This is a genomic window from Acidovorax sp. Root402, from assembly GCF_001425125.1.
Classification (GTDB): Bacteria; Pseudomonadota; Gammaproteobacteria; order Burkholderiales; family Burkholderiaceae_C; genus Acidovorax; species Acidovorax delafieldii.
This window is the reverse complement of the sequence record NZ_LMDQ01000013.1, coordinates 515,095-529,539: the sequence shown is the minus strand read 5'-3', so window position 1 is coordinate 529,539 and position 14,445 is coordinate 515,095. Positions and strand designations below refer to the sequence as shown.

Genomic DNA, 14,445 nt, shown 5'->3' with positions numbered 1-14,445 from the left:
TGGCAGTAACGATGGTGCTCAGATCACATTCTTTTCGAGCAACGGTGCGTTGCGCGCAATGCGCTCGATGGACAGCGGCGACAGGTCCAGGCTCTGGTAGCCGCCCGTCAACATCCACTCCGCCAGGCCACGCCCCACCGCAGGGCACTGCTGCAGGCCGTGGCCCGAAAATCCGTTGGCAAACACCAGGTTGTCGCACGCCGAGTGCAGGCCCACGATGGCGTTGTGGTCAAAGGTGTTCATCTCGTAATAGCCCGCCCAGGCGCCCTGCATGCGCAGCGCTTCAAAGCCAGGGATGCGCTCGGCCAGCGTGGGCCAGATGTGGTTGTCAAACGCGTCGTACTCAGGCTCCAGCGGGGCAAAGTCGGCGTCGTTGTCGGCGTCGGGCGCAAAGCCGCAGATGAAGCCCCTGCCCTCGGGCCGCAGCCAAATGCCACTGGTGTCGATGAGCAGTGGGCAGCCCGGCAGCGCTGCTGGGCTGGCGAGGTTGAAGACCGTGCGGCGCTTGCCCACCACGGGCAAATCAATTCCCACCCAGCCCGCAATGGCTGCCGCCCAGGGGCCACCGGCGTTCACAGCGTAGCGGCAAGGCAGCACGGCGCCGCTTTGCAGGCGTACTGCGTTCACATGCAACACGCCGTCGCTGGCCGCCGCGTCCAGCCCCACGGCCTCATCAGCCACATAGCACACGCCCTGGCTCTGTGCCTTCTTGCGCAGCGCGGTCAACAGCAGGTAGCCATCAAACCAGCCCTCGCCCGACAGGCCCAGCGAGCCCAGCGCCACGTCCTGCAGCGCCAGCCAAGGAAAGCGCTCTGCCAGTTGCTGCGGGCTCAGCAGCGCCACATCGGCGCCGTGCTGCTTTTGCAACGCATGGTTCTCGCGCAGCGTGGCCTCGCCCGCCTGGGTGGCCAGGTACAGGTAGCCACCTTCGTGCAGACCGATGTCGGGCACATCGCCGTTGCAGACCAGCAGCGTGCCCACGTTGCGCAAGAAGCTGATGCCAAACGCCGAGATCTGGATGTTGATGTCCGTCGAGAACTGCTGGCGGATGGAGCTGGCCGACAGCGCCGACGATGCACGTGCATAGGTCGGGTCGCGCTCGACCACCACCACCTCGCAGCCCGGCTGCTGCAGCGTGAGGAAGTACGCGATGGCACTGCCGATGACACCACCGCCAATGATGACGATGGGGTGTGGGGTCTTAACAATCAACATGAACGGGGCAACCAGCGCGTGGGTTACACGTCAAATGTCACGCCCTGCGCCAGCGGCAAAGCGGTGGAGTAGTTGATGGTGTTCGTCGCCCGGCGCATGTAGGCCTTCCAGCTGTCTGAGCCCGCTTCGCGCCCGCCGCCGGTTTCCTTCTCGCCGCCAAACGCTCCGCCAATCTCGGCGCCGCTGGGGCCGATGTTGACATTGGCAATGCCGCAGTCCGAGCCTGCTGCCGACATGAACAATTCGGCCTCGCGCACGTTGAGCGTGAAGATGGACGAAGACAGGCCAGCACCCACGGCGTTGTTCATGGCAATGGCTTCGTCAATGGTGCTGTAGCGCACCACGTACAGGATGGGCGCAAAGGTTTCGTGCAGCGCGGGCCCTTCATGTTTTTGCAGCTCCACCAGTGCGGGGCGCACGTAATACGCTTCGCCACCACCGATGCCTTCCACGCGGCCTCCGCCGTGCACCGTGGCACCCAGCGCACGGCTTTGCTCCAGCGCCTTTTGCATGCCGTCAAAAGCCATGCGGTCGATCAGCGGGCCCACCAGCGTGCCCGGGGTGCGCGGATCGCCCACCTGCACGTTGGCGTAGACCTTGGCGAGTTGGGGCACCAGTTGGTCGTAAATGCTCTCGTGCACAAACAGGCGGCGCAGCGTGGTGCAGCGCTGGCCGGCCGTTCCCATGGCGGCGAACGCAATGCCGCGCAGGGCCAGATTCAGATCGGCCGTGGGTGCCACGATGGCGGCGTTGTTGCCCCCCAGCTCCAGAATGCCGCGCGCAAAACGCGCTGCAAGGCGCGGGCCCACGGCGCGGCCCATGGCGGTGGAGCCCGTGGCCGAGAGCACGGGCACGCGGGCGTCATCCACTAGCACCTCGCCAATGTCGCGCTGGCCCACGATCAGCTCCAGCAGGCCTTCGGGTGCATCGACGCCAAAGCGTGCAAACTTGGCGATTGCGCGCTGTGCAATCGCATGCGTGGCCAGGGCGGTGAGCGGGGTCTTTTCCGACGGCTTCCACACCACCGAATCACCGCACACCAGTGCCAGCGCGGCGTTCCACGACCACACGGCCACAGGGAAGTTGAAGGCCGAGATCACGCCGCAAACGCCCAGCGGGTGCCAGGTTTCCATCATGCGGTGGCCGGGGCGCTCGGTGGCAATCGTCAGGCCGTACAGCTGGCGCGACAGGCCCACGGCAAAGTCGCAGATGTCGATCATCTCCTGCACCTCGCCCAAGCCTTCGGACGGGATCTTGCCCGCCTCGATGGTCACCAGCAGCCCGAGGTCGGCCTTGGCGGCACGGAGCTCTTCGCCCAGCAGGCGCACCAGCTCGCCCCGGCGCGGCGCGGGCACATTGCGCCACGCCTGGAAAGCCACATGCGCGCGGCCGATGGCGGCTGTGGCATCGGCCGCGCTTTGCTGCGGCACCTGGGCCAGCACCTCGCCCGTGATGGGCGAGCGCGCCGCCAGCGTGCCGCCGGTGTACGCCGCGCGGGGCACGCCCAGGCGTTGCAGCAGTTGATCGACTTCGGACACAAGGGGGGTGGCGGCAGGGGTGGCAGACATGGCGGCTCGCAAAGGTGAGTGGAGGCGAATAGAAGGAAGCAGCGTGGGAGAAAACGCGCGATCAATGCGCCAATATCCGCCAATCGCGCCGTGCTGGATAGCAAAAAAATGGAACTACTTGATCACAAATCAGCATGAAGTGCCTGAAAATTGCAGAGCTACCCGAGCTTGATGTACCAGCGCCACAGCCTAAAACCATGCACAACCTGACGGAGCTGCTCATTCCCCCTGCGCATGATTGACCCCATTTGCCACCATGACCCTGCTGCGCCGCGCCTTCCTGCCCTCCACCGCCGACCTGCTGGCCTTTGAGGCGGCGGCGCGCCACCAGAGCGTGTCGCGCGCGGCCGAAGAGCTGCACCTCACCCAAAGCGCCGTGTCGCGCCAGATCCGCCAGTTGGAGGAGCAGATCGGCACCGCCCTCTTCCACCGTGTGCGCCAGCGTGTGGTTCTGACCGACGCCGGCCGCGTCTACGCGGCCGACGTGCAAAACGTGCTGCAGCAGCTGTCGGCCAGCACACAAAAAGCCATGGCGTTTTCCAGCACCGACGGCCTGCTCAACCTGGCCGTGCTGCCCACGCTGGGCACACGCTGGCTCATCCCGCGCTTAGGACGCTTCATGGCGCTGCACCCGGAGGCCATGGTCAACTTCTCGGCCCGCACCGAGCCGTTTGACTTTGCAGGCACCCCGTTTGACGCCGCCATTCACTTCGGCACGCCGCACTGGGCGGGCGCCGTGTGCGAATACCTGATGCATGAAGAAACCGTGCCCGTGTGCAGCCCCACCTACCGCGACCGCCACCACATCCACACCCCGCAAGACCTCACGCGCGTGGTGCTGCTGCAGCAAAGCACTCGCCCCACCCAATGGGCCGAATGGTTTGAGCTGGTGGGCGCCCCCACAGCCCTGGCCCTGCGCGGCCCCCAGTCCGAACACTTCGCCATGATTGCGCAGGCTGCCGTGTCGCACCTGGGCGCGGCGCTACTGCCGCGCTTTTTGATCGAGCAGGAGCTGGCAGCCGGGAGCCTGGTGGAGCTGTCAGACCAGGTGCTGACGAGCACCGATGCGTATTACCTTGTGTACCCGGAAGCGCGGGCGCAGACTCCGCTGGTGAAGGCGTTCAGGGATTGGGTGGTGGGGGAATGCGCAGTGCAGAGGTAGGGGAAAGGATGACGGCGGCAGCGACCACCAGCATGTCGAATTCGTTCAAGACGCCGCCCCCAGGGCCAGGGCACCATCCCGCGTCATGCAACTTGAATCCCTCGACACCCATCTCTGGCACGCCACCCACGCCTTCAAGGCCAACGGACTTCCCATCACCACGCGCATGACGGTGGTGCGGCTGCCAGGACAGCAGCTTCTCGTCCACTCACCAATTCCAATGCCCCCAGGCAGTTCACTGCTGGAGCAGCTGCAGGCACTTGGCACGGTGGCTTTCATCGTGGCACCTAACAAGATGCACCACCTGTTTCTGGCGCCTTGCACCCAGACCTTTCCGAACGCCAGGGTGTATGGCCCCAAGGGACTGGGCCAGAAGCGGCCAGACCTGGCAGCCAGGAGACTGTACGAACTGCCCGCAGCCGATGTGCCCGAATGGCTGCCAGACCTGGAGCACCTGGCTTTTGAGGGCATTCCTGCAGGCAATGAGTCGGTATGGTTCCACCGACCTTCGGCCACGCTCATCGTGACGGACCTGCTGCAGTGGATGGCGGGGGACCTGCCTTGGTCCACGCGTGCCTATGCCACGCTGACCGGGGTGCGGCGCCAACTGGCCGTCCCGCTCACTGTGCGCGCGCTGGTGCGTGACCGTCGTGCCGCAGCCCGCAGTGCAGAGCGCGTGCTGCGCTGGCCCTTTGAGCGGGTCGTGACGGCCCATAACCAGGTGCTGGACAACCATGCCTACGCACAGGTCAAACAGGCGCTCGCAGTGCTCTGACCGAAACAATCACCCCATCATCTGCGGAACGCCGTGGGCCTCAATGCCACGCCACCACCCCGTACCCCTCAAAGATGTCGGAGCACATACCCCAACCCGGTATTGGCCAACAGCCCCACCAGCACCAGCCCACCGGCTACCCCGGCCGCATGTACCTTGCCGAGGTCTGCGCGCTCGCGCACCCAGTGCCATTCGGCGATACAAAACCACAGCAGCGCCAGCAGAAACAGCCCCACGCCGACCGCAGACAGCACCCCGCCCACCAGGGCCAGCGACGTGCTGATCGACACGGCCAGCGCAAAGGGTGCGACCAGGTAGCACTGCTCGTAAAACGGGTTGCGCAGGTTGAGACGGTGAATGGGTTGGCGGCTATGGCGCAGATACCACACAGCCCCGGCCAGCGACCAGATGCCAAAAGCCATGGTGCGATACAGCAGCAGGTTCTCCTCGGACTTCAGCAACGCGCCCGCGAGCGTGCCCATCGCAGGCGCTGCCTGCTTGCGCAGAGCCAGATCGAGCACATGGGCCACCAGCACGCACAGGATGAGCAAAAGCGGCGGGCTGATCGCATCGCCGTAGCGGTCATCGCCTTCGCGGTCTTGCTCCGCCTGCACATAAGTGACCATCTGGCGCGGGCGCCGCACGATGCGCCACAAGGTCTTGGGCAGCAACACCAGCCAGATCAGGGCTTCATACACAAAGTCTTCAAACGACTTGAGGATTTTGAGAAAGTCCACAAACAACTCCTTGAGGCCTTGGGCCCATCCAGTCAGGGGCCCACGCTGCGTGAAAAGGCCAGCGCAAAGGCCATGATCGCCCAGTCGTTAGCGATGTGAGCGATGGTGCTGGCCCACAGATTGCGGGTGTAGAGAAATACTGCAGTCAGCACCAGGCGCGCGGTGCCGATGACCAGCAAGGCCTGGCCGACATGCCATTGGTAGGTGGGCAGGTGCAGCGCACCAAACAGCAACGCCGTGGCCACCCACGCCACAGCAATTGCCCAGCGGGCAGGCATGCCGACGCGGTGCAGCAAGGCGACGGTGGCCAGCAGCGGGAGAATGGTGACCAGCTCCTCACCCAGCAATTGCACAGCCACCAGCGCAAACCGCGCTACCAGTTGTGCAGATGTCAGGCCCGCAACGGCATCCACACTGGCGTTGGCACTGAGGTGCGACATGCCAAGCCCATACACAGCCACCAGCCCAGGCAAGCCCAACACCAGTGGCACGGCAGCCAATGCCAACGCCACGTCGCGCCAGCGGGGGCGTCTGAACAGGGCAACCCAGTCTGGGCCCACGGCGACGCGCAATCCTGCCCACTGCACGCCCACAAACAGCACTGCTGCCAACGCCCCGGTCCACGGGCTCGGGTCCCAGCCCGGCATCGTCAACAACAACACGAAAGCGATGGCACTGGCGACCCACAAGGTCATGCAGCCGTTGGTGGACAGAGATACGGGATGGCCAAAACAGTAGGGCAAGTCCGGCTTCGCTGATAAGGAGGTTGGTGCGGGTGATGTATGCGGCAAGGTGGTTCCATGGGTATGCGCTGCATCCCTCCCAAAAGATGCGGCTCTGGCCCTAGGTTACCTGTGGATCAAGAAGACGGCCATGGGCCGCTGGGGCCTGCCCCTCACCGAATCTCGCGTAGAAGAGGTGTGACTCGCAGTACCACACCCCAGCCCCCCAGACCGAGATTCAGGCCGCCTACTTCTGCTCCTGTCCCGCGGGCTGAATGGCCTGGTCGGGGCGCACGCTCGACAGGCTTTGTGCCGGCCGCCGCAGCGTCACATCAAACGGATTGATCTTGGGCCCCACTGCCAAAGCTTCGCGCTTGAGCAACTCCACCACCGTGGGCAGCCGGTCGTCATTGAGCCGCGCAGAAATGGTGCCCACGCTCAGCGCCGCCACCGCGCGCCCTTCGCGGTCCAGGATGGGTACGGCCACGCCAGCCATGCCTTCCAGCAACCCAGTATTGCGGCCCGCGTAGCCCAGTTGGCGCACACGCTCGATTTCGGTGCGCAGATAGACCTCGTCAAACACGCCGTATTCGCGAACACGCGACAGGTTGAAGCGGATGACCTCTTCTCGCTCTGCCTCAGGCAAAAATGCCAGGATGGCCAGCGCACCCTGCCCCACGCCCAGGGCCACGCGGCCGCCGATGTCGCCGGTGAAGGAGCGGATGGGGAACGGCCCCTCGCTGCGGTCCAGGCACACGGCATCGAACCCGCTGCGCACCAACAGAAAGATGCTGTCTCCCAGGCTGGCGCACAGGCGCAGCAATGCAGGGCGGCACAGGGTGCGCAGGTCGCCGGGGTTGCCAGCCTTCGCCGCCAATGCGAAGAAGTCCATGCTCAGGCGGTAGAGCTTGCTGCGCTCGTCCTGCTCGACCATGCCCTCTGCCACCAGCGATTGCAGCAAACGGTGCGTGGTGCCTTGCGTGAGGCCCACGGCACGCGCCAATTGGGTGACTCGCCCGCCCTCGGCCTGCACGGCCGACAGGGCCCGGATGACGGCAAACACCCGGGGTACGCCGCCGGTGGCGGTGGATGCGGCTTCCATACCTCGCTCCTGTGGAATTCGTTGATCAAACTGAAGGCATTATATTTCATTGAACGGAATAAATTCAATAAAAATTCTGATTAATGGAATACCCGAAGCATTCTGGTTTGTTTATTGCAATAGATTCAATTGAATCGAGCGGCTGTTCCAGCCTTTGTGCGGCACTTGCACCACCCCGGTGCAAGCACACCGAAGGCCCGCAGCCCATCCATGCAACTCCACAGCAGGTGACACGCACAGCCCCCCAGGCAAACCGTGCGATGCCACCACCGGAAAGGCTTTCGCCATGTCGTTTCTCAAGCTCACTGATGTGACCAAGTTCTATGGCAGCACCTGCGCGGTGCAGTCCATGAACCTCACGGTGCAAAAGGGTGAATTTGTGTCGTTGCTGGGCCCGTCGGGCTGCGGCAAGACGACCACGCTGCAGATGGTGGCGGGGTTCGAGGCGGTGACCAGCGGGCGCATCGAGCTCGATGGCAAGGACATCACCCACGCCAAGGCCAACACGCGCGGGCTGGGCATCGTGTTCCAGAGCTATGCGCTGTTCCCGCACATGACGGTGGCGGCCAACGTGAGTTTTGGGCTGGAGATGCGCAAGGTGCCCAAGGCCGAACGCGCCGAGCGCGTGGCCCAGGCGCTGGCGCTGGTGCACCTGGAAAAGCACGCCACGCGCTACCCCCGCGAACTGTCGGGAGGCCAGCGCCAGCGGGTGGCCCTGGCACGTGCGCTGGTGATCGAGCCGCCCGTGCTGCTGCTGGACGAGCCCCTGTCCAACCTCGACGCCAAGCTGCGTGAGGAGATGCAGTTTGAGCTACGACAGATCCAGCGCAAGGTGGGCACCACCACCATCATGGTTACGCACGACCAGAGCGAGGCCATGTCCATCAGCGACCGCGTGGTGGTGATGGAGGCCGGCCGCGCCACGCAGATCGACCACCCGCACCGCGTTTACGAGCACCCGCGCACGCGCTTCATCTCCACCTTTGTGGGCAAGGCCAACCTGCTGCCCGGCCAGGTAACGCATGCCAATGGCACGCACACGCAGGTGAAGGTGGGCGCCCTCACGATGGAGGTGGACGGTGCCCGCTACCGCCCCGGCGCCGCCGTGCTGCTGAGCGTGCGGCCTGAAAAAGTGCAACTGGTGCCCGCCGTGCAGGGCCGGATGGATGGCCAGGTGTGCGAGCGCTTCTTCCTGGGCAGCCAGTGGCTGTACCGTGTGGGCACCCCCGTGGGCGACCTGATGGTGCTGGCGCCCAACGACGGCCGCGCAGCGCTGGCCGAGGGCGAGCGCACGGGCGTGGACTGGCCCGACCACTGCATGCGCCTGCTACCCGCCGATGAAACCGCCCTGGCCGAGTTGGAGGCCGAAGACACCGCCGCCGAGGTGGCGCCATGAGCCTGGCCACCACCTTGCTGCACAAAAAGGCTGCGCCCTGGTGGCTGTCCGGCCCGGCGCTGGTGCTGTTCACGGTGCTGCTGCTGGTGCCGCTGGCGCTCACGGCCGTGCTGTCATTCAACGCGTTCGACCCGGCCACCGGGGTGAAGGCGGGTGAGTTCACGCTGGAGCATTACGCCCATGTGTTCACCGATTCGTATTACCACACCATCTTCTGGCGCACGTTCTGGATTGCGGGGCTGGTCACGCTGATCTGCGTGCTGATTGGCGCACCCGAGGCCTACATCCTGAGCCGCATGGGCAACCCGTGGCGCTCCATCCTGCTGCTGGTGGTGCTCGCGCCGCTGCTGGTGTCGGTGGTGGTGCGGGCTTTTGGCTGGAGCATGCTGCTGGGCCCCGAGGGGCTGGTGAATGGCGCGCTGCAACTCGTTGGCATCGGCCCGGTGAAGATGCTCTACACAGAGATCGCGGTGGTCATCGCCCTGGTGCATGTGATGCTGCCCTTCATGGTGATCCCCGTATGGACCTCGCTGCAGAAGCTAGACCCCGGTGTGGAAAACGCAGCGCTGTCGCTGCAGGCCTCGCCCTTCACGACGCTGCGGCGCATTGTGTTGCCGCAGGTACTGCCTGGCATCCTGTCCGGCAGCCTCATCGTGTTCGGCCTGGCGGCCAGCTCGTTTGCCATTCCCGGCCTGCTGGGCGGGCGGCGGCTGAAGATGGTGGCCACGGTGGTGTACGACGAGTACCTGCACGAGCTGAACTGGCCCCTGGGCGCCGCCATTGCGCTGACGCTGCTGGTGGCCAACCTGGTGGTGATGCTGAGCTACAACCGACTGGTTGAGGGCCGGTACAAGAAAGCGTTGGGCTGAAGTTATGCAGAAGAACGGACCTTTGGCCCTCGCGTTCAACGCGCTGGTCATCACCTTCATGCTCGCCCCGCTGCTGGTGGTGTGCATCGTGGCGTTCACGCCGCACAACACGCTGACGCTGCCCACCACCGAGTTCTCGCTGCGCTGGTTCAAGGCGGTGTTCGAACATTCGGACTTTGTGCAATCGTTCTGGAACAGCCTGTGGCTGGCGCTGGCTTCGGCCACGCTGGCCACAGTGCTGGCCGTGCCTGCGGGCATTGCCATCACGCGCTATGAGTTTGCGGGGCGCGGCTTTCTCAACGGTCTGTTTCTGTCGCCGCTGATCATTCCGCACCTGGTGCTGGGCGTCGCCCTGCTGCGCCTGTTTGCGCTGCTGGGTGGCACAGGCAGCTTTGGCTGGCTGGTGTTTGCGCATGCGCTCATCGTCACGCCCTACACGCTGCGGCTGGTGGTGGCGGCGCTGGTGGGCTTTGACCGCAGTGCCGAGCACGCAGCCCTGTCGCTGGGCGCCAGCCAGGCCACGGTGTTCACGCGCATCACGCTGCCGATGATCCTGCCCGGCGTGACAGGCGGCTGGATGCTGGCCTTCATCAACAGCTTTGACGAAGTGACCATGTCGATCTTTGTCACCTCGCCCAGCACGGTGACGCTGCCGGTGCGCATGTACATGTACGCCACCGAGTCGATCGACCCGCTGATGGCTGCGGTGTCGGCACTGATGGTGGCCCTGACGGCCTGCGCGATGGTGATTCTCGACCGGGTGTACGGCTTGGACCGCGTGCTCGTAGGGCGCAAATAAATGGGCACGACCTCCATGACTGTGAACACAGCCCTGCTCCACCGTGTGGCCGAAAAAGACCGCGCGCCCGTGCCCTTCTTGCTCGATGGCGAACCCGCCACGGCGCTCGAAGGCGACACGGTGCTCACGGCCATCCTCACTCACCGCGCCCAATTGCGCCGCAACGAATTCAGCCACGAGCCGCGCGCAGGCTTTTGCCTGATGGGCGCGTGCCAGGACTGCTGGGTGATGACTGCTACCGGCGAACGCCTACGGTCTTGCGCCACCTTCATCCAGACGGGCATGCAGCTGACTACCGGAGGGGCCGCATGACCGCCCCCACCTTGCAACCCGTGATCGTAGGCGCAGGCCCTGCGGGCATCCGTGCGGCACAAACCCTGGTGGCGCATGGCGTGCGGCCCATGGTGATCGACGAGGCCGCGCGCGGCGGCGGGCAGATCTACCGCCGCCCGCCCGCCCACTTTGCCCGCAGCCCACAAACGCTGTACGGCACCGAAGCGTCACGCGCCACGGCATTGCACAGCACGCTGGATGGCCTGGCCGCCCACATCGACTACCAACCCAACAGCCTGGTGTGGAACGCCCAGGGTGGCCAGCTCGATGTGCTGCATGGCCCCACACAGACCACGCGCACGGTGCCCTACGGCCAGCTCATCGTGGCCAGCGGCGCCACTGACCGCGTGCTGCCCATGCCAGGCTGGACGCTGCCCGGCGTGTACACGCTGGGGGGAGCGCAGGTGGCGCTCAAGTTCCAGGGCTGCACCATCGGCCGCAACGTGGTGCTGATGGGCACCGGACCGCTGCTGTATCTGGTGGCGTACCAATATGCCAAGGCGGGGGCAAAGGCTGGTGTGAAGGTCGCCGCGGTGCTGGATACCGCCCGATTTGCGGACCAACTGGCCGCCCTGCCCGGCATGCTGACGCAGCCCGCCGTGCTGGCCAAAGGGATGTACTACGTGGGCTGGCTGCGCGCGCACGGCGTGGCGGTGCACACCGGCGTGCGGCCTGTTCGCGTGGAGGGCGAAACACGGGTCAATGCCGTGGTGTGGACAGACGGCGAGAACGAGCACACCGTGCAGTGCGATGCCGTGGGCTTTGGCTACGCCCTACGGTCCGAAACCCAACTGGCAGACCTGCTGGGCTGCCGCTTTGCCTGGGCCCCGATGCACCGCGCCCACCTGCCCGAGCGCGACAGCGCAGGGCGCACCAGCGTGGCCGGCGTGTACCTGGCGGGCGATGGCGCGGGCATCATGGGCGCTGATGCGGCCGAATGGGCGGGCGAGCGCGCAGCGCTGGCGCTGCTGGCAGACCATGGCGTGAAAGTGGATACCGCACGCGCTGCAGAGCTGGAACGCAAGCTCACGGACTTGATGCCCTTCCGCCAAGGGCTGGAGCGCGCCTTCCCCTTCCCTTCAGACTGGGCAACGCACGCCCCCGACGCGCTGGTGGTGTGCCGCTGCGAGAACATCACAGCCGGTGAGCTGCGCGCCTGTGCCCGCGATGCGGGCGCAGACGAGATGAACCGTCTTAAAGCCCTGACCCGCGTGGGCATGGGCCGCTGCCAGGGCCGCATGTGCGGTGTGGCCGCTGCAGAAATCCTGGCCCACGCCACAGGCAAGCCGATTGACACGGTAGGACGGCTGCGCGGACAGGCGCCGATCAAGCCCATTCCCATCCACCTGCAAGCCCAGGCGGAGGCCACCGAATGAGCACGACCACCCGAACCATCGACACCGACGTTGCCATCGTGGGCGGCGGCATCATGGGCGCATCGGCCGCGCTGGCACTGCGCCGCAAAGGTGTGGCCGTGGTGCTGCTGGAGCGCGACCTGTGCGGCTCGCGCTCCAGCGGCGTGAACTACGGCGGCGTGCGCCGCCAGGGCCGCCCTGTGAGCCAGCTGCCGCTGGCGCAGCGCGCCCACCAGGTGTGGGCCGACCTGCCCGCGCTGGTTGGCACCGATGGCGAGTACCAACGCAGCGGGCACTTCAAGATCGGGCGCAGTGAGGCGGACATGGCTTCGCTGGAAGCCTATGCCCACTTGAGCCGCGACTTTGACCTGGGCATCCAGCTCATCTCGGGCACCACGCTGCGCGAGCGCTGCCCTTGGCTGGGCGGGCGTGCCGTGGGTGGCTCGCTGTGCCCCGACGACGGCCAGGCCAACCCGCGCCTGGTGTCGCCCGCCTTTGCGCTGGCGGCCAGGCGTGCAGGTGCGCAGATTCTGGAGCGCACACCGATGACCTCGGTGGAGCACGACGGGCAGCTGTTTACCGTGCGCTCCGGCACCACCGTGGCGGTGCGTGCGCCTGTGCTCATCAACTGCGCTGGTGCCTGGGCCGGTGCGCTGGCCGCGCAGTTTGGCGAGGCCGTGCCCATTCACTCCGGCCATCCGGCCATGGCCGTGACCGAGCCCCTGCCCTTTTTCATGCACTGGAGCCTGGGTGTGGAAGGCGGCGGCATCTACTGCCGACAGGTGGCGCGCGGCAATCTGGTGCTGGGCGGCGGCGCAGGTGTGGCGCTGGATGCCGACCGCGCCCGCTCCGAGCGCAGCGCCATCGCGACCCTGGCAGTGCAGGCGGTGGAGCTGCTGCCCGCCCTCAAGAGCGCGCACTTCATTCGCACCTGGAGCGGCACCGAAGGCTATCTGCCTGACCGCCAGCCGGTGCTGGGCAAGAGCCACACCACGCCTGGCCTGATCCATGGCTTTGGCTTTGCGGGTGCGGGCTTTCAGATTGGCCCCGGCGTGGGCGAGGTGCTGGCCGAGCTGGCCCGCGATGGCCGCAGCACCACGCCGATTGATGCCTTTGCGATTGAGCGATTTCACCCAACGACGGTGGCTGACGTGGCCAGCACTGCCGCTGCCCACTGACCCCGTTTGCCACCGACAAAACTCCCCTCCCCACCAGAAAGGAAACCACCATGACCTTCTCCCCCCGCTTTGCCAGCCGCACCCGCCGCGCCCTTGTGACGGCCGCTGCACTGACCGCCGTGGCCGCCGCAGGCACCGCCACCGCGCAGACCAAAACGCTGTACATCGGCATGAATGGCGGCACGATGGAGAAGGCGTACACGCAGTACGTGTTCCCGGCGTTTGAAAAGCTGCATGGCGTGAAGGTGGTGGTGGTGCCTGGCACGTCCTCGGACATCCTGGCCAAGGCCCAGGCCAACAAGGACAAGCCGCAGATGCACGTGATGTTTCTGGACGACGGCATCATGGTGCGTGCCATGGGCATGGGCCTGTGCGAAAAGCAAAAGCCCAACCCGCACCTGAACGACATCTACCCCGCCGCGCGCTTCAAGGACGACCTGGCCAGCGGCGTGAGCCTGGGCATGACCGGCATCGCCTACAACACCAAGATGTTTGCCGAAAAGGGCTGGGCCGCGCCTACGTCGTGGATGGACTTTGCCGACCCCAAGTACAAGGGCAAGGTGGTGTTCCAGTCCATGCCGTCGTCGTCGTTCGGGCTGCACGGCTTTTTGATGTTCAACCGCATACAGGGTGGCAACGACAAGAACGTGGAGCCAGGCTTCAACAACTGGGCCAAGACCATCGGCCCCAACGTGCTGGAGTACATCCCCAGCTCGGCCAAGATTTCAGAGATGGTGCAGACGGGCGAAGCGGCGATCTTCCCGCTCACGCCGACCAGTGTGGCGGCCTTGAAAGCCAAGGGCATTCCGGTGGAATACGCACAGCCCAAGGAGGGCTCGGTAGTGCTGATGACCGGCCAATGCGTGGTCGCCAAGAACAGCGAACCCGAACTGGCGCAAAAGCTGGCCGAGTTTCTGCTGAGCCCGCTGGCACAGGCCAACGTGCTGCAGTTTGGCGCGCAGATTCCCACCAACCCCAAGGCGCCTGCCGTGGGTGAAGGTGCCGCCCAGGTCGCGCAGATCAGCCAGTGGATGAAAAACGCCGTGACGCTGGACTGGGACAGCGTGAACGCCAACCGCCCTGCGTGGAACGCGCGCTGGAACAAGACCATCGAGCGCTGAGAGGATATGGAGCGCGTGTGAACAGGCTACACCTGCTCACACTGGCGGGCCGTTTGTGACAAATGTCACCGGCCCCGCCATACCCTGCGGTGGTGGGGTGCCACAAACCGCTT

At 65.6% G+C, this 14,445-nt stretch carries 14 protein-coding genes; 9 read left to right on the top strand and 5 right to left on the bottom strand.

Annotation, left to right across the window (positions count from 1 at the left end):
- Positions 1-18: 18 nt before the first annotated feature.
- Positions 19-1,215 carry an FAD-binding oxidoreductase gene (locus tag ASC83_RS09785; RefSeq protein WP_056061284.1) on the bottom strand — a complete coding sequence of 399 codons (1,197 nt, stop codon included), beginning with the start codon at positions 1,213-1,215 and terminating at the stop codon, positions 19-21.
- 23 nt (positions 1,216-1,238) lie between these two features.
- Complete coding sequence (locus ASC83_RS09780; RefSeq protein ID WP_056061280.1) at positions 1,239-2,783, bottom strand: aldehyde dehydrogenase family protein; 1,545 nt, start codon at positions 2,781-2,783, stop codon at positions 1,239-1,241.
- A gap of 256 nt (positions 2,784-3,039) precedes the next feature.
- On the opposite strand from ASC83_RS09780, the gene ASC83_RS09775 reads away from it, so the two are divergent.
- The gene (locus ASC83_RS09775) at positions 3,040-3,945 is read left to right on the top strand and encodes a LysR family transcriptional regulator (protein WP_200938915.1); all 906 of its coding nucleotides are present in this window, start codon (positions 3,040-3,042) and stop codon (positions 3,943-3,945) included.
- A gap of 85 nt (positions 3,946-4,030) precedes the next feature.
- Complete coding sequence (locus ASC83_RS09770; RefSeq protein WP_056061277.1) at positions 4,031-4,720, top strand: DUF4336 domain-containing protein; 690 nt, start codon at positions 4,031-4,033, stop codon at positions 4,718-4,720.
- Between the two features lie 68 nt (positions 4,721-4,788).
- On the opposite strand, the gene ASC83_RS09765 is transcribed toward ASC83_RS09770, so the two are convergent.
- From ASC83_RS09765 to ASC83_RS09755, 3 genes are all read right to left on the bottom strand, one after another.
- A complete protein-coding gene (locus ASC83_RS09765) occupies positions 4,789-5,457 on the bottom strand; it encodes a hypothetical protein (protein WP_156379468.1) in 669 nt (222 codons plus the stop codon).
- Between the two features lie 32 nt (positions 5,458-5,489).
- Positions 5,490-6,152 (bottom strand): CPBP family intramembrane glutamic endopeptidase, encoded by a 663-nt coding sequence (locus ASC83_RS09760; protein WP_156379467.1) that lies wholly within the window; start codon positions 6,150-6,152, stop codon positions 5,490-5,492.
- A 274-nt stretch (positions 6,153-6,426) separates the two neighbouring features.
- Positions 6,427-7,281, bottom strand: coding sequence for an IclR family transcriptional regulator (locus tag ASC83_RS09755; protein ID WP_056061269.1), 855 nt, complete (start codon positions 7,279-7,281; stop codon positions 6,427-6,429).
- 286 nt (positions 7,282-7,567) lie between these two features.
- Between ASC83_RS09755 and ASC83_RS09750 the strand changes: the two genes are divergently transcribed.
- Genes ASC83_RS09750 through ASC83_RS09720 form a run of 7 tightly spaced genes read left to right on the top strand, consistent with a single transcriptional unit; the run spans position 7,568 to position 14,332 of the window.
- Positions 7,568-8,677, top strand: a complete 1,110-nt coding sequence (locus tag ASC83_RS09750; protein WP_056061266.1) for an ABC transporter ATP-binding protein — start codon at positions 7,568-7,570, stop codon at positions 8,675-8,677.
- Positions 8,674-9,546 carry an ABC transporter permease gene (locus ASC83_RS09745; protein ID WP_056061263.1) on the top strand — a complete coding sequence of 291 codons (873 nt, stop codon included), beginning with the start codon at positions 8,674-8,676 and terminating at the stop codon, positions 9,544-9,546. The genes ASC83_RS09750 and ASC83_RS09745 overlap by 4 nt, the downstream gene beginning before the upstream one ends.
- Positions 9,547-9,550: 4 nt before the next feature.
- Entirely contained in the window at positions 9,551-10,345 is a 795-nt protein-coding gene (locus ASC83_RS09740) for an ABC transporter permease (protein WP_056061258.1), read from the top strand.
- A gap of 15 nt (positions 10,346-10,360) precedes the next feature.
- Positions 10,361-10,657 (top strand): (2Fe-2S)-binding protein, encoded by a 297-nt coding sequence (locus ASC83_RS09735; RefSeq protein ID WP_235509349.1) that lies wholly within the window; start codon positions 10,361-10,363, stop codon positions 10,655-10,657.
- Positions 10,654-12,054: an NAD(P)/FAD-dependent oxidoreductase gene (locus ASC83_RS09730; protein ID WP_056061253.1), complete on the top strand. Its 1,401-nt coding sequence runs from the start codon at positions 10,654-10,656 to the stop codon at positions 12,052-12,054. The genes ASC83_RS09735 and ASC83_RS09730 overlap by 4 nt, the downstream gene beginning before the upstream one ends.
- Complete coding sequence (locus tag ASC83_RS09725; RefSeq protein ID WP_056061250.1) at positions 12,051-13,211, top strand: FAD-binding oxidoreductase; 1,161 nt, start codon at positions 12,051-12,053, stop codon at positions 13,209-13,211. The genes ASC83_RS09730 and ASC83_RS09725 overlap by 4 nt, the downstream gene beginning before the upstream one ends.
- A 50-nt stretch (positions 13,212-13,261) precedes the next feature.
- Complete coding sequence (locus tag ASC83_RS09720) at positions 13,262-14,332, top strand: ABC transporter substrate-binding protein (RefSeq protein ID WP_056061247.1); 1,071 nt, start codon at positions 13,262-13,264, stop codon at positions 14,330-14,332.
- Positions 14,333-14,445 lie beyond the last annotated feature (113 nt).

What these genes read in the sequence shown, in the direction of transcription:
- ASC83_RS09785 (WP_056061284.1), bottom strand. Translation starts at nt 1,215, where the DNA reads ATGTTGATTGTTAAGACCCCACACCCCATCGTCATCATTGGCGGTGGT.
- ASC83_RS09780 (WP_056061280.1), bottom strand. Translation starts at nt 2,783, where the DNA reads ATGTCTGCCACCCCTGCCGCCACCCCCCTTGTGTCCGAAGTCGATCAA.
- ASC83_RS09775 (WP_200938915.1), top strand. Translation starts at nt 3,040, where the DNA reads ATGACCCTGCTGCGCCGCGCCTTCCTGCCCTCCACCGCCGACCTGCTG.
- ASC83_RS09770 (WP_056061277.1), top strand. Translation starts at nt 4,031, where the DNA reads ATGCAACTTGAATCCCTCGACACCCATCTCTGGCACGCCACCCACGCC.
- ASC83_RS09760 (WP_156379467.1), bottom strand. Translation starts at nt 6,152, where the DNA reads ATGACCTTGTGGGTCGCCAGTGCCATCGCTTTCGTGTTGTTGTTGACG.
- ASC83_RS09755 (WP_056061269.1), bottom strand. Translation starts at nt 7,281, where the DNA reads ATGGAAGCCGCATCCACCGCCACCGGCGGCGTACCCCGGGTGTTTGCC.
- ASC83_RS09750 (WP_056061266.1), top strand. Translation starts at nt 7,568, where the DNA reads ATGTCGTTTCTCAAGCTCACTGATGTGACCAAGTTCTATGGCAGCACC.
- ASC83_RS09745 (WP_056061263.1), top strand. Translation starts at nt 8,674, where the DNA reads ATGAGCCTGGCCACCACCTTGCTGCACAAAAAGGCTGCGCCCTGGTGG.
- ASC83_RS09740 (WP_056061258.1), top strand. Translation starts at nt 9,551, where the DNA reads ATGCAGAAGAACGGACCTTTGGCCCTCGCGTTCAACGCGCTGGTCATC.
- ASC83_RS09735 (WP_235509349.1), top strand. Translation starts at nt 10,361, where the DNA reads ATGACTGTGAACACAGCCCTGCTCCACCGTGTGGCCGAAAAAGACCGC.
- ASC83_RS09730 (WP_056061253.1), top strand. Translation starts at nt 10,654, where the DNA reads ATGACCGCCCCCACCTTGCAACCCGTGATCGTAGGCGCAGGCCCTGCG.
- ASC83_RS09725 (WP_056061250.1), top strand. Translation starts at nt 12,051, where the DNA reads ATGAGCACGACCACCCGAACCATCGACACCGACGTTGCCATCGTGGGC.
- ASC83_RS09720 (WP_056061247.1), top strand. Translation starts at nt 13,262, where the DNA reads ATGACCTTCTCCCCCCGCTTTGCCAGCCGCACCCGCCGCGCCCTTGTG.